Here is a 24,456-nt window from a genome sequence, read left to right on the forward strand (position 1 = left end):
ATGAACACCCGCGGTGACAAGGCGGTCGAAGCACTTCGGGCCTCCCTCAAGGAGGTCGAGCGCCTGCGCAGGCAGAACCGGGAGATCCAGGCGGCGGCCCGCGAGCCGATCGCGATCGTCGCGCTGGGCTGCCGGCTGCCGGGCGGCGTCACCGGCCCCGAGGACCTGTGGCGGCTGGTCGCGGACGGCACCGACGCGATCGGCGGGTTCCCGACCGACCGCGGCTGGGAGGAGTCCTTCCCCGGCAGCCGCGACTACGCCCGCCGGGGCGGCTTCCTCGGCGACGCGACCGGGTTCGACGCCGAGCTGTTCGGCATCAACCCGCGCGAGGCGCTGGCGATGGACCCGCAGCAGCGGCTGCTGCTGGAGGTCGCCTGGGAGACCTTCGAACGGGCGGGCATCGATCCCCACTCGGTGGCCGGCACGGCGACCGGCGTCTTCGTCGGCGCCTCCCCGTCCGGCTACGACGGAGCCGGCCGGCTCCCCGAGAACACCGCGGGATACCACCTGACCGGCACCGCGAGCGGGGTGCTCTCCGGCCGGCTCTCGTACGTGTTCGGGCTGGAGGGCCCGGCGGTCACCGTGGACACCGCGTGCTCCTCCGCGCTGGTGGCACTGCACCTGGCGGTCCAGTCGCTGCGCCAGGGAGAGTGCGGCCTGGCCCTGGTCGGCGGCGTCGCGGTGATCAGCACCCCGGCCGCCTTCGCCGAGTTCGGCAAGCAGGGCGGCCTGGCCGCCGACGGCCGCTGCAAGTCCTTCGCGGCGGCGGCGGACGGCACCGGCTGGTCCGAGGGCGTCGGCGTCCTGCTGCTGGAACGGCTCTCCGACGCCCGCCGCAACGGGCACGAGGTACTGGCGGTGGTCCGGGGGAGCGCGGTCAACCAGGACGGTGCGTCCAACGGGCTGACGGCGCCGAACGGGCCCTCGCAGGAGCGGGTGATCCGGCAGGCGCTGGCCAACGCCCGGCTGGAGGCGGCCGACGTGGACGCCGTGGAGGCGCACGGCACCGGCACCCGCCTCGGCGACCCGATCGAGGCCGAGGCGCTGCAGGCCGTCTACGGCCGGGGCCGCACGGCCGACCGGCCGCTGCTGCTCGGCTCGCTGAAGTCCAACGTCGGCCACACCCAGGCCGCCGCCGGCGCGGTCGGCGTGATCAAGAGCGTGCTGGCGCTGCGCAACGGCGTGCTCCCGGCGACCCTGCACGTGGACGCGCCCACCCCGCACGTCGAGTGGACGGGCGGCGGCGTCGAGCTGCTGACCGAGGCCCGGCCCTGGCCGCAGGCGGAGGGGACCCGGCGGATCGGTGTCTCCGCGTTCGGCGTCAGCGGTACCAACGCCCATGTGCTCATCGAGGAGAGCCCGGCCGAGGCCGGGGCCGAGCCGCGGACGGAACCGGAGGCGCCCGGGCAGGGCGTCCGCCCGGTGGCGTGGCCGGTGTCGGCGCAGACCGCGCAGGCGCTGCGGGGCCAGGCGGCGCGGCTGGCCGAGCGGTTCGGGCCGGACGTGGACGCGGGCGACGCGGCGTGGTCCCTGGCGACGACCCGGGCCGCGCTGGCCCACCGCGCGGTGGTGCTGGGCACCGGTGGCCGTGAGGGGCTGCTGGACGGCCTCGGCGCGCTGGCGGACGGTCGTCCGACCGGCGGCGTGGTCGCGGGTGTCGCGGTGGAGGGGCGGACGGCGTTCCTGTTCACGGGGCAGGGCGCGCAGCGGGTCGGGATGGGCCGGGAGTTGTACGAGGCTTTCCCCGCCTTCGCGGAGGCTTTCGACGCGGTCTGTGCGGAGCTGGACGCGAGGCTCGGGCGGTCGGTGCGCGAGGTTGTCCTCGACGGCGTCGAGGACCTGGACCGGACGGTGTGGGCGCAGGCCGGGCTGTTCGCGGTCGAGGTGGCGTCGTTCCGGCTGCTGGAGTCCTGGGGTGTGATGCCCGACTTCCTGCTCGGGCACTCGATCGGCGAGGTGGCGGCCGCTCATGTGGCGGGCGTGTTCTCGCTGGCCGACGCGTGCGCCCTGGTGGCGGCGCGCGGCCGGTTGATGGACGCGCTGCCCGAGGGCGGCGCGATGCTGGCGGTGCAGGCCACCGAGGCCGAGGTCCGTGACGCGATCGGCGACCGGCTGGACGTCGCGGCCGTCAACGGCCGCACCTCCGTGGTGGTTTCCGGCCCGACCGAGGCGGTCGAGGAGTTCGCGGCGCGCTGGAAGGCCGAGGGCCGCAAGACCCGCCGGTTGACGGTCTCGCACGCCTTCCACTCGGCGCTGATGGAGCCGATGCTCGCCGAATTCGCGGCCGTGCTCGCGGAGTTGACCTTCGCCGAGCCGCAGATTCCGGTCGTCTCCAACCTGACCGGCGAACTCGCCGATCCCGGCCTGCTGTCCACGCCGGACTACTGGGTCCGGCAGGTCCGCGAGGCCGTCCGCTTCGCCGACGGCGTCGACGCCCTGCACCGCGAGGGCGTGACCCGGTTCGTGGAGCTGGGCCCGGATGCCGTGCTGTCGGGCCTGGTCGGGCAGCAGCTCGCCGAGGGCGTGGTCGCCCCGCTGATGCGCCGTGACCGCGCGGAGTCCGAGACCGCGCTGACCGCGCTCGCCACCCTGTGGACGACCGGCGCCGAACTCGACTGGCGGTCCGTGCTGTCGGCCGGGCGCCGGCTCGACCTGCCGACGTACGCCTTCCAGCGCGAGCGCTACTGGCCCGACGCCCCGCTCGACGCGCCCGGCTCGGCCGAGGACGCCCGCTTCTGGGCGGCCGTGGAGCGCGCCGACGTCCCGGAGCTGGCCGCCACCCTGCGGCTGTCGGACACCCCGGAGGTGCTGGACGGCGTCGTCCCGGCGCTCTCCGCGTGGCGGCGCTCGCGCCGCCAGGAGGCGGTGGTCGACTCCTGGCGCTACCGGGTGGAGTGGCAGCCGCTGCCGCTGCCGGACGCCGCCGGGCCGAACGGAAGCTGGCTGCTCGCCACCGCGGACGAGTCCGCGGCCGCCGAGGACGTGGCCGCCGCGCTGCTGGCCGCCGGTGCGCGGGTCACCCGGCTGCCGCTGACCGGGGACCGGCCCGCCCTCGCCGGGCGGTTGGCCGCCGAGGACTTCGCCGGCGTGGTGTTCGTGGCCGGTTCGTCCGCCGCGGACCTTCCGGTGCCCGCCGACCTCGGCGCCCTGCTGCTGCTGGTCCAGGCACTCGGGGACGCGGGCTCGCAGGCTCCGCTCTGGTGCCTGACCCGGGGCGCGGTGTCGACCGGGGACGAGGACCGGTCGCCGGCCCCCGAGCAGTCCCTGCTGTGGGGCCTCGGCCGGGTCGCGGCACTCGAACACCCCGGCCGCTGGGGCGGGTTGGTCGACCTGCCGGAGACCGTCAGCGCCGAGGAGGGCCGCCGGCTGGCGGCGCTGCTCGCGGGTGCGGGCGGGGAGGACCAGCTGGCCCTGCGCGGGGCGCGGGTGCTCGGCCGCCGGGTGGTCCGGGCACCGCTGTCCGGGGCGCCCGCGGCGGAGTGGAGCACCGACGGCACCGTCCTGATCACCGGCGGCACGGGCGCCCTCGGCGGGGACGTGGCGCGCTGGCTGGCCGGGCGGGGCGTGCCGCACCTGCTGCTGACCAGCCGCCGCGGCCCGGCCGCGCCGGGAGCGGACGAGCTGGTGGCCGAACTGACCGCGCTGGGCACCCGGGTGACCGTCGCCGCCTGCGACGTGACCGACCGGGAGGCGCTGTCCGGGCTGCTGGCCGGGATCCCGGCCGAGCACCCGCTGAGCGGCGTGGTGCACACCGCCGGGGTCGGCGCGCCGGGCCCGTTGATGGACACCGACGCCGAGGCCGTCGCCGAGGTGATCGGCGGCAAGGCCGCCGGGGCCGCGCTCCTGGACGAACTGGCCGGCGACGTCGACCTGTTCGTGGTCTTCTCCTCCATCGCCGCCACCTGGGGCAGCGGCGGCCAGGGCGCCTACGCGGCCGGGAACGCCTTCCTGGACGCGCTGGTGGAGGCCCGGCGGGCCCGCGGCCTGGCCGGGACCTCGGTCGCCTGGGGCCCGTGGGCCGAGGCCGGCATGGCCGCGGACGCCGGCTTTGAGGACTACCTGCGCCGCCGCGGCCTGTCCGCGCTGGACCGTACGGCGGCGATCCGGGCGCTGGCCGGGGTCGTCGACCGGGACGAGGGCTGCGTGGCCGTCGCGGACGTCGACTGGGAGCGGTTCGGGCCCGCCTTCGTCTCCGGCCGGCCCAGCCCGCTGCTGAGCGGCCTGGCCGACCGGGCCGACACGGCCGGGGACACCGGATCGTCCGCCCCCTCCTCGGAGTTGCGGGACTCGCTCGCCGCCGCGCCCGAGGGCGAGCGGTCGCGGCTGCTGCTGGAGGTGGTCCGGGACCGCACCGCGCTGGTGCTGGGACGCCCGACGACCGAGGCGGTGGCGCCGCGACGCGCCTTCCGCGACCTGGGCTTCGACTCGCTGACCGCCGTGGAGCTGCGCAACCGGCTCGGCGCGGAGACAGGCCTGAAGCTGGCGGCGACACTGGTCTTCGACCACCCGACGCCGGCCGCGCTGACCGAGTACCTGCTCGGCGAGCTGTTCGGCACCCCCGACGAGGCCCGGCCGGCGCGCCCGGTGGCGGCCGCGGCGGACGACGAGCCGATCGCGATCGTCGGCATGAGCTGCCGCTACCCGGGCGGGGTCCGCTCGGCCGAGCAGCTGTGGGCGATGGTCACCGAGGGCCGGGACGGTGTCACCGGCTTCCCCACCGACCGCGGCTGGCCCGAGGGCGGCGGCTACGTCCGGCGCGGCGGCTTCGTCGAGGACGCCACCGACTTCGACGCCGGCATGTTCGGCATCTCGCCGCGCGAGGCCCTCGCGATGGACCCGCAGCAGCGCCTGGTGCTGGAGACGGCCTGGGAGGCGTTCGAGAACGCCGGCATCGACCCGTACTCCCTCGGCCACTCGTCCACCGGCGTGGTGATCGGTGCCTCCGCCTCCGGCTACGGCCTCGGCATGGAGATGCCCGCCAACGTCGAGGGCCACCTGCTCACCGGCACCGTCAGCAGCGTGCTGTCCGGCCGGATCGCGTACACCTTCGGCCTGGAGGGCCCCGCGGTCACCGTGGACACGGCCTGCTCCTCCTCGCTGGTCGCCCTGCACCTGGCCGCCCAGTCGCTGCGCCGCGGCGAGTGCGAGCTGGCGCTGGCCGGCGGTGTCGCCGTGATGGTCTCCCCGGGGGTGTTCGCCGAGTTCGACAAGCAGAACGGCCTGGCGGCCGACGGCCGGTGCAAGGCCTTCGCGGCCGCCGCCGACGGCACCTCCTGGGCCGAGGGCGTCGGCATCCTGGTGCTGGAGCGGCTGTCCGAGGCGCGCCGCAACGGCCACCAGGTGCTCGCGGTGATCCGTGGCAGCGCGATCAACCAGGACGGCGCCTCCAACGGCCTCGCCGCGCCCAACGGTCCGGCTCAGCAGCGGGTGATCCGGCAGGCCTTGGCCAACGCCGGACTGACCGCCGCCGAGGTGGACGCCGTCGAGGCGCACGGCACCGGCACCCGGCTCGGCGACCCGATCGAGGCGCAGGCGCTGCTCGCGACCTACGGCCGGGAGCGCGCCGGTGAGCCGCTCTGGCTCGGCTCGGTGAAGACCAACATCGGCCACGCCCAGGCCGCCGCCGGCGTGGCGGGCGTGATCAAGATGGTGCAGGCGCTGCGCAACGGCCTGCTGCCCGCGACCCTGCACGTGGACGCGCCGTCCCCGCACGTGGACTGGTCGGCCGGGGCGGTGGAGCTGCTGACCGAGGCCCGGCCGTGGCCGGAGCTCGACCGGCCGCGCCGGGCGGCGGTGTCCTCCTTCGGGATCAGCGGCACCAACGCCCACGTCATCCTGGAGTCCGTGCCGGTCGTCGGGACCGTGGAGTCCGAGGCCGCCGAGGGCCCCCAGCCCTGGCTGCTGTCGGGCCGCACCCCGGCCGCGCTCACCGAGCAGGCCGAGCGGCTGCGGGAGTTCGCGGCCGGGCGCCCCGAGCTCGCGGGGCCGGAGGTGGCCCGCTCGCTGCTGTCCCGGGCCGCCCTGGAGCACCGCGCCGTGGTGCTGGGCGCCGACCGGGCCGCCCTGCTGGACGGCCTGGGCACCCTCGACGGCGAGGGCGTCGTGAAGGGCCGGGCGGTGCCCGGCGACGTGGTGTTCGTCTTCCCGGGCCAGGGTTCGCAGTGGCTCGGCATGGGGCGTGAACTGGCCACCGCCGCACCGGTGTTCGCGGCCAGGTTGGCCGAGTGCGAGGCGGCGCTGGCGCCGTACACCGACTGGTCGCTCACCGAGGCCCTGGACGACGAGGAGCTGCTGTCCCGGGTGGACGTGGTCCAGCCGGTGCTGTGGGCGGTGATGGTGTCGCTGGCCGAGGTGTGGCGGGCGCACGGTGTGGAGCCCTCGGCGGTGATCGGTCACTCGCAGGGTGAGATCGCCGCGGCCGTGGTGGCCGGTGCGCTGTCCGTCGAGGACGGCGCCAAGGTGGTGGCGCTGCGCAGCCGGGCGCTGATCGAACTGGCCGGTGACGGCGGCATGGTGTCGCTGGCGGTCGGCCAGGAGGCCGCCGAGGGGCTGATCGCCGGCTTCGGTGGCCGGATCTCGGTGGCCGCGTTCAACGGCCCGTCCTCGACGGTGGTGTCGGGCGAGCCCGGCGCGCTGGACGAGCTGCTGGTGCTCTGCGAGGAGAGCGGGGTGCGGGCCCGCCGGATCCCGGTGGACTACGCCTCGCACTCCGCCCAGGTGGAGCGGGTGCGCGAGCGGGTCCTGGCGGAGCTGGCCGGGATCAGCCCGACCACGTCCGTGGTGCCGCTCTACTCGACGCTGACCGGCACCCCGATCGACACCGCGCGGATGGACGCCGGGTACTGGTACGACAACCTCCGTTCCACCGTCCTGTTCGAGCAGGCCACCCGGGCCCTGCTGGCCGACGGCCGCTCGGTGTTCGTCGAGTGCAGCCCCCACCCGGTGCTGACCGTCGGCGTGCAGGAGAGCGCCGACGCCGCCGGCGCCGACGCGGCCGCGCTGGGCACGCTGCGGCGCGACCGGGGCGGCTCCGAGCAGCTGCTCACCGCCCTGGCCGAGGCCTGGACCGCCGGCGCGTCCGTCGACTTCACCCCGGTCGTGCCCGCCGGCCGCCGGGTCGAGCTGCCCAGCTACGCCTTCCAGCGCGAGCGCTACTGGCCGCGGGCCGTGGTCGCCGCCGGCGACCTGAGCACGGTCGGCCAGGTCGTCACCGAACACGCCCTGCTGGGCGCCGCCGTCCCGCTGCCCGGCGGAGCCCTGATTCTGACCGGACGGCTGAGCGCGGCCGGCCAGGACTGGCTGGCCGACCACGCGGTGCACGGCGACGTGCTGGTGCCGGGCACCGCCTTCGTGGAGATGGCGCTGACCGCCGGCGAGCGGGCCGACTGCGCCCTGCTGTCCGAACTGGTGCTCCAGGCGCCGCTGGTGCTGCCCGCCCAGGGCGGCGTCGCGGTCCAGGTGAGCGTGGGCACCGCCGACGACACCGGCAGCCGGACCTTCGAGGTGTTCTCCCGCCCCGACGCCACCGGCACCGATCTGGTCCGCCACGCCACCGGCCTCCTCGCCCCGGCCGCCACCACCCCGAAGGACGGCCCCGACCTCGCGGTCTGGCCGCCCGTCGGGGCCCGGCCGGTCGAGGTCGAGGGCTTCTACCAGGCGCTCACCGAGGCCGGCTACGGCTACGGCCCCGCCTTCCAGGGGCTGCGCGCCGCCTGGCGCGACGGCGACCGGGTCTACGCCGAGGTCGCCCTGCCGCAGGACGTCCGGGCCGAGGGCTTCGGCCTGCACCCGGCGCTGCTGGACGCCGCCCTGCACGCCATCGGCCTCGCCGCCGACCCCGCCACCGGCACCCGGCTGCCGTTCTCCTTCGACGGCGTCCACCTCCGGGCCACCGGGGCCACCGTGCTCCGGGTCGCGCTGACCGTCCGCGCGGACGGCGTCGCCCTGCACGCCGCCGACCCCACCGGCGCGCCGGTGATCGACATCGCCTCGCTGACCCTGCGCGAGATCGCCGCCGCGACGCTGCGGCGGGCCGGCGAACGCGCCGTCCACGACGCCCTGTTCACCGTCGACTGGACCCCGCTGCCGCAGCGGGACCCGGCCCGGCCCGACACCTCGCAGTGGCGGGAGATCGACGCCGTCGAGGACGGCGCGACGCCCCCGGTGGTCGTGCTGACCCTGCCGCCCGCCGCGTCCGACGGCGAACCGGCCCGGGCCGTCCGCCGGACCACCACCGAAGTCCTGCGCACCGTCCAGGAGTTCCTCGCCGCCGACCGCTTCGCCGACACCCGGCTGGTGGTCGTCACCCGCGGCGCCGTCCCGGCCGCCCCCGGGCAGCCGGTGACCGACCTGGCCGGCGCGGCCGTGTGGGGCCTGCTGCGCTCCGCCCAGTCGGAGCACCCCGGCCGCGTGCTGCTGCTGGACCGCGACCCGGCCGGCCAGGACGCCGACTGGCAGACCTGGGCCACCGTCCAGGACGAACCGCAGCTCGCCCTGCGCGAGGGCGGGGCCCGCGCCCCCAGGCTCGTCCGGCAGAGCGCCGTCCACGGCCTCACCGCCCCCGACGGGCCCGGCGCCTGGCGCCTGGACGTCACCGAGGAGGGCACCCTGGAGGCCCTCGCCCTGGTGCCCGCCGCCGAGGCCGACGCCCCGCTGGGCGCCGACCAGGTGCGGATCGCCGTCCGCGCGGCCGGCGTGAACTTCCGCGACGTGCTGCTCGCGCTCGGCATGTACCCCGACCGGGCCGTGATGGGCGCCGAGGCCGCCGGTGTGGTGACCGAGGTCGGCGCGGACGTCACCGATCTGGCCGTCGGCGACCGGGTGTTCGGCCACTTCGACGGCGGCGGCCTCGCCGACCGGGCGGTCACCGACCGGCGGCTGCTGGCCCGGATCCCGGCCGGCTGGACGTTCGCCGAGGCCGCCTCGGTGCCCGTCGCCTTTCTGACCGCCTACTACGGGCTGGTGGACGTGGCCGCGGCCCGGCCCGGCGAGTCGGTGCTGGTGCACGCGGCGGCCGGCGGCGTCGGCATGGCCGCCGTCCAACTCGCCCGCCACCTGGGCCTGGAGGTGTACGGCACCGCCGGCCCCGGCAAGTGGGACGCGCTGCGCGCCGCCGGTCTGGACGACGCCCATATCGCCTCCTCCCGTGACCTCGCCTTCGAGGAGTCGTTCCGTACCGCCACCGGCGGACGCGGCGTGGACGTGGTGCTGAACTCGCTGGCCGGTGAATTCGTCGACGCCTCGTTGCGGCTGCTCGCCGAGGGCGGGCGCTTCGCCGACATGGGCAAGGCCGACCCGCGCGACGCCGAGAGCGTCGCCGCCGACCACCCCGGCGTGCGCTACCGCGCGTTCAACCCCGCGGAGGCGGGCCCGGAGCGGGTCCGGGAGATCACGGCGGAGATCATCGGCCTGTTCGAGTCCGGTGCGCTGCGGCTGCTGCCGATCACCGCCTGGGACGTCCGCGAGGCGCCCGCCGTGTTCCGGCACATCAGCCAGGCCAAGCACGTCGGCAAGAACGTGGTCACCGTCCCGGCGCCGCTCGACCCCGAGGGCACCGTGCTGATCACCGGCGGCACCGGTACCCTGGGCGGGCTGCTGGCCCGGCACCTGGTGGCCGAGCACGGCGTGCGGCACCTGCTGCTGCTCAGCCGGCGCGGCGCCGACGGCCCGGGCGCGGCCGAACTCGTCGCTGAGCTGCGGGACCTGGGCGCCGAGACGACCGTCGCGGCCTGCGACGCCGCCGACCGGGAGGCGCTGGCCGCGGTGCTCGCCGCGATCCCCGCGGAGCACCCGCTCACCGGCGTGATCCACGCGGCCGGCACCCTGGACGACGGCGTGTTCGACGCGATGACCCCCGAACGGGTCGAGGCCGTCCTGCGGCCCAAGGTCGACGCCGCCGTCAACCTGCACGAGCTGACCGCCGACCGCGACCTCGCGATGTTCGTGCTGTACTCCTCCGCCTCCGCCACCTTCGGCACCGGCGGCCAGGCCAACTACGCGGCGGCCAACGCCTTCCTGGACGCCCTCGCCTCCCACCGGCGCGCCCTCGGGCTGCCCGCCCAGTCACTGGCCTGGGGCCTGTGGCAGGAGGCCAGCGAGATGACCCGGCACCTGAACCCGGGCGCCGAGGCGCGGACCGACAAGCTCGGCACCGCCCTGGACAGCGGACAGGGCCTCGCCCTCTTCGACGCGGCCACCGCCCTGCCCGCCCCGCACCTGGTGCCGGTCGCCCTGGACCGCACCGGTGGCGGCGAGGTCCCGGCACTGCTGCGCGGCCTGATCCGGCCCGCGGTGCGCCGCGCCGCCGAGCGAGAGGCCGGCGACACCGGCACCCTGGCCGGACAGCTGCGCAACGCCTCCGCGAGCCGGCGCCGGCAGATCCTGCTCGACCTGGTCCGCGGCAACGCCGGCACCGTGCTCGGCTACGCGGACGCCGAGGCGATCGGCGCCCGGCAGGCCTTCCGCGACCTCGGCTTCGACTCGCTGACCGCGGTCGAACTGCGCAACCGGCTCAACGCCGCGACCGGCCTGCGGCTGCCCGCCACCACGGTGTTCGACCACCCGAACCCGACCGCGCTCGCCGACCACCTGGCCACCAGGCTGCTGGGCGAGAGCGCACCGGCCCCCGCCGTCGCCGCGCCGTCGCCGACGGCCGACCCCGGCGAGCCGATCGCGATCGTCGGCATGGCCTGCCGCCTGCCCGGCGGCGTCGCCTCCCCGGCCGACCTGTGGCGGCTGGTGGCCGCCGGCGAGGACGGCACCGCCGCCTTCCCGACCGACCGCGGCTGGCCCCTCGACGTGGCGCACGGAGAGGCCGCCCGAGGCGGATTCGTGGACGGCGCCACCGAGTTCGACGCCGGCCTGTTCGGGATCTCCCCGCGCGAGGCGCTGGCGATGGACCCGCAGCAACGCCTGCTGCTGGAGACCGCCTGGGAGGCCTTCGAGGACGCCGGCATCGTGACCGCCGACCTCGGCAACCGTTCCACCGGCGTCTTCGTCGGCGCGGCGGCGTCCCACTACGGCCTCGGCATGCGGATCCCGGACAGCGCGCTCGGCCACCTGATGACCGGCAGCGCGACCAGCATCGCCTCCGGCCGACTGGCCTACGTGTTCGGGCTGGAGGGCCCGGCCATGACGGTCGACACCGCCTGCTCCTCCTCGCTGGTCGCCCTGCACCTCGCGGTACGGGCGCTGCGCGGCGGCGAGTGCGACCTGGCGCTGGCGGGCGGTGTGACCACCCTCGCCACGCCCGGCGTGATCACGGAGTTCGACCGCCAGGGCGGCCTGGCCTCGGACGGTCGCTGCAAGGCCTTCTCAGCCGACGCCGACGGCACCGGGATGTCCGAAGGGGTCGGCCTGCTGCTGGTCGAGCGGCTGTCGGACGCCCGTCGCAACGGGCACCGGGTGCTGGCGGTGGTGCGGGGGAGCGCGGTCAACCAGGACGGCGCCTCCAACGGCCTCACCGCGCCGAACGGGCCCGCGCAGGAGCGGGTGATCCGGCAGGCACTGGCCGACGCGCGGCTGGAGGCGGCCGAGGTGGACGCGGTGGAGGCGCACGGGACGGGGACCCGGCTCGGGGACCCGATCGAGGCGCAGGCGCTGCTGGCCACCTACGGCCGGGGCCGTGGTGACGAGCCGCTCTGGCTGGGCTCGATCAAGTCCAACATCGGGCACACCCAGGCGGCGGCCGGCGTCGCCGGGGTGATCAAGATGGTGCAGGCGATGCGGCACGGGACGCTCCCGGCCACCCTGCACGCCGAGCAGCGGACCTCCGAGGTGGACTGGTCGGAGGGCGCGGTGGAACTGCTCACCGAGGCCCGGCCGTGGCCGGAGGCGGACCGTCCGCGCCGGGCGGGTGTGTCGTCCTTCGGGATCAGCGGCACCAACGCCCATGTGGTGCTGGAGCAGGCGCCGGCCGAGGAGACGGCGTCGGTCGGAGACGCGACGGGGCCGACACCGTGGGTGGTGTCGGCGCAGAGCGCCGGGGCGCTGAAGGCCCAGGCGGCCCGACTGGCACGGGAGTTGGAGTCCGAGGCGCCGGAGTCCGGGGCGATGGAGTCCGGGGCCCGTCCGCAGGACGTGGCGTGGTCGCTGGCGACCGGTCGGACCGGGCTGGCCCACCGTGCGGTGGTGCTCGGCGACGACCGGGCGGCGCTGCTGGACGGCCTGGCCGCGCTGGCGGACGGCCGCCCCTCGGGCGGGGTCGTCACCGGGATCGCGACCGAGGGACGGACGGCGTTCCTGTTCACGGGGCAGGGCGCGCAGCGGGTCGGCATGGGCCGGGAGTTGTACGAGGCTTTCCCCGCCTTCGCGGCGGCGTTCGACGCGGTCTGTGCGGAGCTGGACGGGAGGCTCGGGCGGTCGGTGCGCGAGGTCGTCCTCGACGGCGTCGAGGATCTGGACCGTACGGTGTGGGCGCAGGCCGGGCTGTTCGCGGTCGAGGTGGCGTCGTTCCGGCTGCTGGAGTCCTGGGGCGTGCTCCCGGACGTGCTGCTCGGGCACTCGATCGGTGAGGTGGCGGCCGCTCATGTGGCGGGCGTGTTCTCGCTGGCCGACGCGTGCGCCCTGGTGGCGGCGCGGGGCCGGCTGATGGACGCGCTGCCGAGCGGCGGGGCGATGCTCGCCGTGCAGGCCAGCGAGGCCGAGATCCGTGACGCGGTCGGCGACCGGCTGGACGTGGCGGCCGTCAACGGCCCGACCTCCGTGGTGGTTTCCGGTCCGGCGGAGATGGTGGAGGAGTTCGCGGCCCGCTGGAAGGCCGAGGGCCGCAAGATCCGCCGGCTGACGGTCTCGCACGCCTTCCACTCGGCCCTGATGGAGCCGATGCTCGCCGAATTCGCCGCTGTGCTGGCCGAGTTGACCTTCGCCGAGCCGCAGGTCCCGATCGTGTCGAACCTGACCGGCGGGATCGCCGAACCCGGGCTGCTCGCCACCCCCGAGTACTGGGTGCGGCAGGTCCGCGAGGCCGTCCGGTTCGCCGACGGCGTCGAGGCTCTGCACCGCGAGGGCGTGACCCGTCTCGTGGAGCTGGGCCCGGACGGTGTGCTGACTGCGCTGGCCGCGCAGAGCGCCCCGGATGTGGTCGGCGTGCCGCTGCTGCGCAAAGACCGGGACGGCCGCGAGACCGTCCTGACCGCGCTGGCCGCGCTCTGGACGGCGGGCGCCGCGATCGACTGGTCCGCGCTGCTGCCCGCCTCCCGGCGGGTGCCGCTGCCGACCTACGCCTTCCAGCGCGAGCGCTACTGGCCGGAGGCGGCCGAGCCGACGAGCGTCGCGGCCGACCCGGCGGAGGCCCGGTTCTGGGCGGCGGTCGAGAACGAGGACCTGGCGGGCCTCGCCTCCACCCTGGACGCCGACCGGGCGCCCGAGGGCCTGGACTCCGTGCTGCCGGTGCTCACCGCCTGGCGGCGGTCGCGCCGTCAGGACGCGGTGATCGACTCCTGGCGCTACCGGGCGACCTGGAAGCCGCTCGCCGGCCTCGTCGGGACCGGCCTCTCCGGGACGTGGCTGCTGGCCGCGCCGGAGGGCTCCGAGCCCGGGGCCGCGCTGGCCGCCGCGCTGGGGGAGGCCGGCGCCGAGGTGCTCCCGTTCGCCCTCGACGCCGTCCCGGCCGGGGTGGCCGGAATCGCCGGCGTCGTGGCGCTGCTGCCCTCGGACGCCCCGGTGTCCGGTGCGGTCGCGCTGCTGCGGGCACTGGGCGGGGCGGGCGTCGACGCCCCGCTCTGGCTGGTCACCAGCGGTGCCGTGTCGATCGGCCGCTCCGACCCGCTGCGGGATCCCGTCCAGGCCCAGCTCTGGGGCCTGGGACGGGTCGCGGCGCTCGAACACCCGCAGCGCTGGGGCGGTCTGATCGACCTCCCGGCCGTCCTCGACCCGCAGTCGGCCGAGCGTGCCGTCGCCGTCCTCGGCGGCGGCACCGGCGAGGACCAGGTGGCCGTGCGCGGCGCCGGGGCGTACGGCTGCCGCCTGGCGCGCGCCGCCTCCGGTGCCGCGCCCGCCGCGCCGTGGACGCCGTCCGGCCCGGTCCTGATCACCGGCGGCACCGGCGCGCTGGGCGCGGAGACGGCCCGCTGGCTGGTCGGCCGGGGAGTGCCGAAGCTGGTGCTGACCAGCCGCCGGGGCGCGGACGCGCCGGGCGCCGCCGCGTTGGCCGCCGAGCTGACCGAGGCGGGCGCCGAGGTCGTGGTGGCCGCCTGCGCGACGACCGACCGGGAGGCGCTGGCCGCGCTGCTCGCCGAGCACAGGCCGACCGGCGTGGTGCACGCGGCCGGGGTGGGCCAGGGCGCCGCGCCGCTGGCGGACACCGACGAGGCGGAGATCGCCCGGGTGCTCGACGGCAAGGCCGCCGGCGCCGAACTGCTCGACGAGCTGACCGCCGGTCTGGACCTCGATCTGTTCGTGGTCTTCTCCTCGGTCGCGGCGACCTGGGGCAGTGGTGGTCAGGGCGTCTACGCGGCGGCCAACGCCCACCTGGACGCGCTGGTGCTGCGGCGCCGGGCGCGGGGTCTGCGGGGCACGTCGGTGGCCTGGGGGCCGTGGGCCGGTGAAGGCATGGCCGCCCAGGGCGAGGCCGCCGAGCAGCTGCGCCGCCGTGGTCTGGCCGTGATGGACCCGCGTCTCGCGGTGCTGGCGCTGGCCCGCGCGGTGGACGGGGACGAGGGCTGTGTGACGGTCGCGGACGTGGACTGGCAGCGGTTCGCGCCGGCCTTCACCGCCGTGCGCACCAGCCGGCTGCTGGCGGAGCTGCCGGAGGCCGGCCGCGGGTCGGCGCCGGTGGCGGCGGTCGAGGGGGCCTCGGGCTTCCTGGACACCTTGGCCGCAGCCGCGGCCGGGCGCCGGGAGCGGATGCTGCTGGACCTGGTCCGGTCGTCCGCGGCGGCGGCGCTGGGCCACACGTCGGTGGAGGCGGTGGACGCCGGTCAGGCGTTCCGCGACCTCGGCTTCGACTCGCTGACGGCGGTGGCCCTGCGGAACCTGCTGGTGAAGGACACCGGGCTCGCCCTTCCGGCGACGCTGGCCTTCGACTATCCGACGCCGGCGGTGCTGGCGGCCCATCTGGCCGGGGAACTGCTGGAGTCGGTACCGGTGACGGTGGCGGCCGCGGAGGAGACCGGTGCGGCGGTGGCCGTCTCGGACGACCCGGTGGTGATCGTGGGCATGAGCGCCCGCTACCCGGGCGGGGTGCGTTCGGCCGCCGGGCTGTGGGACCTGGTGGCCGCCGGGGCGGACGGCGTCACCGGCTTCCCGGCGGACCGCGCCTGGTCGGTCGAGGGCATCGCGGCCGAGGCGGCGCGCGGCGGCTTCCTGGAGGGAGTGACGGAGTTCGACGCCGGGCTGTTCGGGATCTCGCCGCGCGAGGCGCTGGCGATGGACCCGCAGCAGCGGATCCTGCTGGAGGCGTCCTGGGAGGCCTTCGAGGATGCCGGGATCGACCCGCGCTCGGTGCGCGGCGAGCAGATCGGCGTCTTCGTCGGCGCCTCCAACTCCGGCTACAACGCGGTCGGCGGCCTGGAGGAGGCGAAGAGCCACGTCCTGGCCGGCTCGGCGAACAGTGTGATCTCCGGCCGGGTGTCGTACGTCTTCGGTCTGGAGGGTCCGGCCGTCACTGTGGACACGGCCTGCTCCTCCTCGCTGGTGGCCCTGCACTGGGCGGCGCAGGCGCTGCGCGAGGGCGACTGCGAGACGGCGCTGGTCGGCGGTGTGACGGTGATGGTGTCGCCGGCCGCCTTCGCCGAGTTCGACCGCCAGGGCGGGCTGTCCTCGGACGGCCGCTGCAGGTCCTTCGCCGCGGAGGCGGACGGTACCGGCTGGGGCGAGGGCGTCGGCGTCCTGCTGGTCGAGCGCCTCTCCACCGCCCGCCGCCACGGGCACCGGGTGCTGGCCGTGCTGCGCGGCAGCGCGGTCAACCAGGACGGCGCCTCCAACGGCCTGACCGCCCCGAACGGCCCCGCTCAGCAGCGGGTGATCCGCCAGGCCCTGGCGAGTGCCGGGCTGTCGGCCGCCGAGGTGGACGCCGTCGAGGCGCACGGCACGGGCACCGTGCTGGGCGACCCGATCGAGGCCCAGGCGCTGCTGGCCACCTACGGTCGGGACCGCGACGGCGAGCCGCTCTGGCTCGGCTCGATCAAGTCCAACATCGGCCACACCCAGGCCGCCGCGGGCGTCGCGGGTGTCATCAAGATGGTGCAGGCGATGCGCCACGGCCTGCTCCCGGCCACCCTGCACGCGCAGCGGCCCAGCCCGAAGGTCGACTGGTCGGCGGGCGCGGTGGAACTGCTCACCGAGGCGCGCCCCTGGCCCGAGCTGGACCGGCCGCGCCGCGCGGCGGTGTCCTCCTTCGGCATCAGCGGGACCAACGCCCACGTCATCCTGGAGAGTGTGCCGTCGGCCCCGGTGGAGGAGCCGAAGGCGGCGCCGGTGCTGCCCGTCTGGGCCGTCTCGGCGAAGACCGCCGAGGGCCTGCGGGAGCAGGCGCGGCGCCTGCGGGCGTTCGCCGAGCCCGGCGCGGACGTCCGGGACGTCGCCTGGTCGCTGGCCGGCACCCGGGCGGCGCTCGACCACCGGGCCGTGATCGTCGGCGCGGACCACGCCGAACTCCTGCGCGGCCTGGCCGCGTTGGCGGACGACGAACCCGATGCGGCGGTGGTCCGCGGCGCGGTCGCCGACCGTCGGACCGCCTTCCTGTTCACCGGCCAGGGCTCGCAGTACGCCGCCATGGGGCGGGGGCTGTACGAGGCCTTCCCGGTGTTCGCGGAGGCCTTCGACGCGGTCCGCGCCGAGCTGGACCTCCGGCTCGACCGGCCGCTCACCGACGCGGTGTTCGAGGGCATCGGCATCGACCGGACGGTGTGGGCTCAGGCCGGGCTGTTCGCGGTCGAGGTGGCTTCGTATCGGCTGCTCGAATCCTGGGGCGTGACGCCCGACTTCCTGCTCGGGCACTCGATCGGCGAGATCGCCGCCGCCCACGTCGCCGGGGTGTTCCCGCTGCCGGACGCGTGCGCCCTGGTGGCGGCGCGCGGGCGGTTGATGGACGCGCTGCCCGAGGGCGGCGCGATGCTCGCGGTCCAGGCCACCGAGGCCGAGGTCCGCGACGCGATCGGCGACCGCCTGGACGTGGCGGCCGTCAACGGCCCGACCTCCCTCGTGGTCTCCGGGCCGGTCGAAACGATCGAGGAGTACGCGGCGCGCTGGTCGGCCGAGGGCCGCAAGACCCGCCGGCTGACGGTCTCGCACGCCTTCCACTCGGCGCTGATGGAGCCGATGCTCGCCGAATTCGCCTCCGTCCTCGCGGAGTTGACCTTCAACGAACCGCGCATCCCGCTCGTCTCCAACCTGACCGGCGGGATCGCCGAACCCGGTCTCCTCACCACCCCCGAGTACTGGGTCCGCCAGGTCCGCGAGGCCGTCCGCTTCGCCGACGGCGTCGAGACCCTGCACCGCGAGGGCGTCACCCGCTTCGCCGAGCTCGGCCCCGACGGCGTGCTGAGCGGGCTGGCGCAGCAGAGCGTGGCGGACGGCGTGTTCGCGCCGCTGCTGCGCCGCGGCCGGGAGGACTCCCGGACCGCGCTGCGGGCGCTGGCCCGGCTGTGGGCGGACGGCGCCGAGGCCGACTGGTCCGCGGTGCTGCCCGAGGGCCGGCGGGTGGAGCTGCCGACGTACGCCTTCCAGCGGCAGCGGTTCTGGCCGCGGGCCGGTGCCGCCGAGCCCGTCGGCGACGTGCTGGAGGCCAGGTTCTGGGACGCGGTGGAGCGCGAGGACCTCGGCGATCTCGCCGACCTCCTGGACACCCCGGACCCCGCCGAGCTGCTCGGCGCGGCCCTGCCGGTGCTCTCCTCGTGGCGGCAGCGGCGCAAGGTCGACTCGGTGGTCGACTCCTGGCGCTACCGGGTGATGTGGCGGCCGCTCGGCACCCCGGCCGGCGCCCCGGCGCTGACCGGCCGGTGGCTGCTGGCCGTCCCGCGGGCGGCCGCCGAGCACCCGCTGACCGAGGCCGTGGCGGCGGCGATCCGCTCGGCGGGCGCCGAGGTGGTCCGCTTCGGGCCCGTCGGCACCGACCGGGCGGCCCTGGCCGCGCAGCTCGCCGAGGCGGGCCCGGGCACGTTCGCCGGTGTGGTGTCGCTGGCCGCGCTCGCCGGGGAACCGGACCCGGACCCGGCGGTCTCGCCGGGCCTGGAACTGACCCTGGCCCTGTTCCAGGCGCTCGGCGACGCGGGCGTCACCGCCCCGTTCTGGGCGCTGACCGCGCAGGCGGTCTCCGTCGGCCGCTCGGACCGGGCCGCCGACGCCGGACAGGCGCAGGTGTGGGGCCTCGGCCGGGTCGCCGCGCTGGAGTCCCCGGACCGCTGGGGCGGTCTGATCGACCTGCCGTCCACGCCGGACGCCCGGGCCGGCACCCGGCTGGCCGCCGTGCTGGCCGGTGGCGGCGAGGACCAGGTGGCCGTGCGCGGCTCCGGCACGTACGGCCGCCGACTGGTCCGGGCGACGGCCGGCGCGGGTGCGCCGTCCTGGTCGCCGACCGCCGGGGGGACCGTCCTGGTCACCGGCGGGACCGGCGCGCTGGGCGCCGAGGTCGCCCGCTGGCTCGCCGACCACGGCGTGGCCCGGGTGGTGCTGACCGGCCGTCGCGGGGCGGCCGCGCCGGGCACGGCGGACCTGGTCGCGGAGCTCGCGGCGCGCGGCACCGAGGCCGTGGTCGCCGCCTGCGACGTGACCGACCGGACCGCGCTGGCCGCGGTGCTCGACGCGGTGCCGGCGGACCGCCCGCTGATCGGCGTGGTGCACGCCGCCGGCGTGCTGGACGACGGGGCGCTGGACGCGCTCACGCCGGAGCGCCTGAGGACGGTGCTGGCCGCGAAGGCGGCCGGCCTGGTCGTCCTGGACGAGCTGACGCGGAGCCACGAGCCGGAGTTCTTCGTCGCCTTCTCCTCGCTGGCGGGCGCCGTCGGCAGCGCCGGCCAGGGCAACTACGCCGCCGCCAACGCCTTCGTGGACGCCTGGATGGAGGGGCGGCGCGAGCGCGGCCTGCCGGGCGTCTCGGTCGCGTGGGGCCCGTGGGCGAACGAGGGCATGGCGGCCGACCCGGCCCTGGTGCAGCGGCTGCGGCGCGGCGGCCTGCCGCCGATGGACCCGGCGCTCGCTGTCACGGCACTCGCCCGGGCGATCGGCCACGACGGGGCCGCCCTGGTGGTCGCCGACGTCGACTGGTCGCTGTTCGCGGCCGCTGCGGGCGGGCTGCGGCCCAGCGCCCTGCTGGCCGACCTGCCGGAGGCCGCCTCGGCCACGGCCGGCACCCGCGGCGCCGGACCGGCCGAGGAGTTCCGGGCCGAGCTGGCGGCGGCACCCGGGAGCAGGCGCTCCGGGCTGCTGCTGGACGCCGTGCGGTCCTGGACCGCGGCGGTGCTCGGCCACGGCTCGCCGGACGCGGTCGGCGCCGAGCAGGCGTTCCGCGACCTCGGATTCGACTCGGTGACGGCGGTGGAGTTCCGCAACCTGGCGAGCGCCCGGACGGGGCTGGCGCTGCCGGCCACCCTGGTCTTCGACCGCCCGACCCCGGCCGCGCTGGCGCGCCACCTCGGCGAGCAGCTGTTCGGCGCGGCCGAACCGGCCGCGGCCGCCGAGGTCGCGGACCGCACCCGGGCCGAGGACGAGCCGATCGTGATCGTCGGCATGGCCTGCCGCTTCCCGGGCGGCGCCGGCTCCCCGGACGCGCTCTGGGAGCTGCTGTCCGACGGCGTCGACGCGATGACCGGCATCCCGACCGACCGCGGCTGGGAGGCCGGCTGGACCGGCGTGGACGCGGCCGCCCGGGGTGGATTCCTGGAAGGCGTGGCCGAGTTCGACGCGGGCCTGTTCGGGATCTCGCCGCGCGAGGCGCTGGCGATGGACCCGCAGCAGCGGCTGCTGCTGGAGGCCTCCTGGGAGGCCTTCGAGTCCGCCGGAGTGGACCCGCGCTCGATGCGCGGCCGGCCGGTCGGCGTCTTCGCCGGCACCAACGGCCAGGACTACCCGCTGGTGCTCGCCGCCTCGGAGGAGGACGTGGACGGCCACGTGGCCACCGGCAACGCCGCCTCCGTGCTCTCCGGCCGGATCTCCTACGCGTTCGGGCTGGAGGGCCCGGCGATGACCGTGGACACCGCCTGCTCCTCCTCGCTGGTCGCCCTGCACCTCGCGGCCCAGGCGCTGCGCCGCGGTGAGTGCGAACTGGCCTTCGCGGGCGGCGTCTCGGTGATGTCGACCCCGGTGGTGTTCGCGGAGTTCGACCGCCAGGGCGGCCTCGCGGCGGACGGCCGCTGCAAGGCCTTCTCGGCGGAGGCGGACGGTACGGGCTGGGGCGAGGGCGTGGGCGTGCTGCTGCTGGAGCGGCTGTCCGACGCGCGGCGCAACGGCCACCGGGTGCTCGCGGTGGTGCGGGGCAGCGCGGTCAACCAGGACGGCGCGTCCAACGGCCTCACCGCCCCCAACGGCCCGTCGCAGGAGCGGGTGATCCGCCAGGCGCTGGCGGACGCCGGACTGTCGGCCGCCGACGTGGACGTGGTCGAGGCGCACGGCACCGGCACCCGGCTCGGCGACCCGATCGAGGCGCAGGCGCTGCTGGCCACCTACGGCCGGGAGCGCACCGCGGAGCCCCTGCTGCTGGGCTCGGTGAAGTCCAACCTCGGCCACACCCAGGCCGCCGCCGGCGTCGCCGGGGTGATCAAGATGGTGCTGGCCCTGCGGCACGGCATCGTGCCGCCGACCCTGCACGTCGGCGAGCCGACCCCGCAGGTGGACTGGTCGGCGGGCGCGGTGGAGCTGGTGACGGCGCGCCGGGCGTGGCCCGCCGTGGACCGGCCGGCCCGCGCCGGTGTGTCCTCCTTCGGGATCAGCGGCACCAACGCCCACGTCATCCTGGAGGCCGCCGTCGAGCCGGACGCGGTGGAGGCCGCTTCCGCCGTCGAGCCGGACGCGGCGGAGGCCACGGCCGCCGTCACGGCGGACGCGCTGCCCTGGCTGCTGTCCGGGCGCTCGGCTGCGGCGCTCGCCGCCCAGGCCGGGCGACTGCGCTCCTTCGCGGCGCGGCGGGCCGAGCTGCGGCCGCAGGACGTGGCCCGGTCGCTGCTCTCCCGCGCCGGGCTGGAACACCGCGCGGTGGTGCTCGGCGCCGACCGGGACGCCCCGCTGGCGGCCCTGGCCGCGGGCCGACCGTCCGGCACTCTGGTGTCGGGCGTCGTGGCCGAGGGGCGGACGGCGTTCCTGTTCACCGGTCAGGGTGCGCAGCGGGTCGGGATGGGCCGGGAGCTGTACGAGGCCTTCCCCGCCTTCGCGGACGCCTTCGACGCGGTCTGCGGGGAGCTGGACCTGCTGCTGGACCGGCCGGTGAAGGACGTGGTGTTCGACGGGGCGGAGGAGCTGGACCGGACGGTGTGGGCGCAGGCCGGGCTGTTCGCGGTCGAGGTGGCCTCGTTCCGGTTGCTCGAATCCTGGGGCGTGACGCCCGACTTCCTGCTCGGGCACTCGATCGGTGAGATCGCCGCGGCCCATGCGGCGGGCGTTCTCTCGCTGCCGGACGCGTGCGCCCTGGTGGCGGCGCGGGGCCGGCTGATGCAGGCGCTGCCGAGCGGCGGGGCGATGCTGGCGGTCGAGGCCGCCGAGGCGGAGATCCGGGAGGCGATCGGCGACCGCCTGGACGTCGCGGCCGTCAACGGTCCGGCCTCGCTGGTGGTCTCCGGTTCGGTCGAGGCGGTGGAGGAGTTCGCCGCCCGGTGGAAGGCCGAGGGGCGCCGGATCCGCCGGCTGACCGTCTCGCACGCCTTCCACTCGGCGCTGATGGAGCCGATGCTCACCGAATTCGCCTCCGTGCTGGCGGAGTTGACCTTCGCCGAGCCGCGCATCCCGGTCGTCTCCAACCTGACCGGGACGCTCGCCGAACCCGGGCTGCTCTCCACACCGGACTACTGGGTGCGCCAGGTCCGCGAGGCCGTCCGTTTCGCCGAGGGCGTCACCCGCCTGGCGGAGCAGGGCGTCACCCGGTACCTGGAGCTCGGCCCCGACGGCGTGCTCTGCGGGCTGGCACAGCAGTCGGTCGCGGCGGGCACCTTCGCTCCGCTGCTGCGCAAGGGCCGCGAGGAGCGGGACACCGCCCTGGAGGCGCTGGCCCGGCTCTGGACGGCGGGCGCCGAGGTCGACTGGTCGGCCGTGCTGCCGGAGGGCCGCCGGGTGGACCTGCCGACGTACGCCTTCCAGCGGGACCGGTACTGGCCGCGGTTGCCGCTCGCGGCGTCCGGCCGGGCCGACGGTGCCGCCGCGGTCCTGGACGACTGCCTCTACCGGATCGACTGGAAGCCGGTCGAGGTCCCGCCGGCGCGGCTCGACGGCGGCTGGCTGCTGGTCACCGACACCGAGGACGACGGCGCGTTCGCGGACACCCTGCTCACGCGACTGCCCGCCGACACCGCCCCGGTCCGACTCGCCGTCGGCGACCTCGACCGGGAGCAACTGGCGGAGCGGCTGCGCGAGCTGGCCGAGAAGGCCCGCGGGATCGCCTACCTGCCCACCGGGCTGGACCGCGGCCTCGTGCTGCTGCACGCCCTCGGCGACGCGGAGCTGGAGGCGCCGCTGTGGATGGTCACCCGGGGCGCGGTGGCGGTGGACGCGGCGGACCGGGTCACCCGCCCCGAGCAGGCGCAGCTGTGGGGCTTCGGCCAGGCCGCGGCGCTGGAGCACCCGCGGAGCTGGGGCGGGCTGGTCGACCTGCCCGCCGAGCCGGACGCCGGCACCCTCGCGGCGCTCGCGGCGGTGCTCGACGGGGCGACCGGGGAGGACCAGCTCGCCCTGCGCGGTGAGCGGGTGCTCGCCCGCCGCCTGGTCCGCACCGACGCGGGAGCGGCCCCGGCGGAGCCCTGGCGGCCGTCGCGGCCCGGCACGGTGCTGGTCACCGGCGGTACCGGCGCGCTGGGCGCGGTCGTCGCCCGCTGGCTGGTCGGCCGGGGCGTCACCGACCTGGTCCTCACCGGCCGCCGCGGCTCCCGGACCCCGGGCGCCGAGGAGCTGACCGCCGAACTGACGGCGGCCGGCGCCCGGGTGACGGTGGCCGCGTGCGACGCCGCCGACCGGGAGGCGCTGGCGGCGACGCTGGCCGCGGTCCCGGCCGACCGCCCGCTGATCGGCGTCGTGCACGCGGCCGGTGTCGCCCAGTCGGCGATGCTGGCGCAGACCGGCGTGGAGGACATCGCGAGGATCACCGGGGGCAAGGTCGACGGTGCCGCCCACCTGGACGAGCTCACCGCGGAGGCGGACCTGGAGCTGTTCCTGGTCTTCTCCTCCATCGCCGCCACCTGGGGCAGCGGCGGGCAGGCCCTCTACGCGGCGGGCAACGCCTACCTGGACGCCCTGGCCCGGAACCGGCGGGACCGCGGTCTCGTCGGGACGTCGGTCGCGTGGGGCCCGTGGGCGGGCGCCGGGATGGCGGCCGACGGGGCGGAGGAGTACCTGCGCCGCCGCGGACTGACGCCGCTCGACCCGCAGTTCGCGCTCACCGCCCTGGCGGCGGCCGTGGACGGCGGCGCGAGCGCGCTGACCGTCGCCGACGTGGACTGGACCCGGTTCGCGCCCGCCTTCACCTCGGGCCGGCCGAGCCCGCTGCTGGGCGACCTGCCCGAGGCGGCCGACGGCCGGTCCCCGGCCGGGGCCGCGGCTTCGGCCGGGACTCCGGCGGCGGACGGCGGGGCGGACGGCGGGGCGCTGCGCGCCCGGCTGGCCGGGCTGGACGCCAAGGAGCGGACGGCCGTCCTGCTGGAGCTGGTCCGGGACGTGCTGGTCGAGGTGCTCCGCTACTCCGCGGCCGAACAGATCGACGAGACCAGGCCGTTCCGCGACCTCGGCTTCGACTCGCTCACGGCCGTCGAGTTCCGCAACCGGCTGGCGCGGGAGTGCGGTGTCGCGCTCCCGGCGACGATCGTCTTCGACCACCCGACCCCGGTCGCGCTGGCAGGCCACCTGCACGGCGCGCTCCCGGGCGGCGCCGAGCCGGCCGCGGACGTCGAGCCGCTGCTCGGGATGCTCGACGGGCTGGAGGCGGCGATGACCGTCAACCCGCTGGACGAGCTCTCCCGCTCCAGGGTGACCGTGCGGCTCCAGGCCTTCCTGGCCCGCTGGTCCGCCGGTGCCCCGGCGGAGGAGGACACCATCGCGGACCTCCTCGACGCCGCGGACGACGAGGAACTGCTCAACCTGGTCCGGGAGGAGCTGGGCAACAGCGACCTGGGCTGAGCGGTCCCGCCCGGCGCCGTAGGCGGGCGGCCGGACGTGCCGGAACGCGGTGCCACCGAGTCGATCGGTGGCACCGCGCCGCGCCGGACCCGTCGAACGGCGCACGAGGAGAGCGGCCGGAACACGAGGAGAGCGGCCGGAACACGAAGAGGGCGGCCGAAACACGAGGAGGGCGGCCGGAGCACATCGCTCCGGCCGCCCTTCCCCGTC

General features: G+C 76.8%; 1 protein-coding gene. It reads left to right on the forward strand.

The annotated features are described in order from the left end of the window. Complete coding sequence (locus tag ACFVUY_RS07855; RefSeq protein ID WP_387728120.1) at positions 1 to 24,246, forward strand: type I polyketide synthase; 24,246 nt, start codon at positions 1 to 3, stop codon at positions 24,244 to 24,246. Positions 24,247 to 24,456: the final 210 nt, after the last annotated feature.

It is taken from the genome of Kitasatospora sp. NPDC058063 (assembly GCF_042885395.1).
GTDB lineage: Bacteria > Actinomycetota > Actinomycetes > Streptomycetales > Streptomycetaceae > Kitasatospora > Kitasatospora lactacystinica.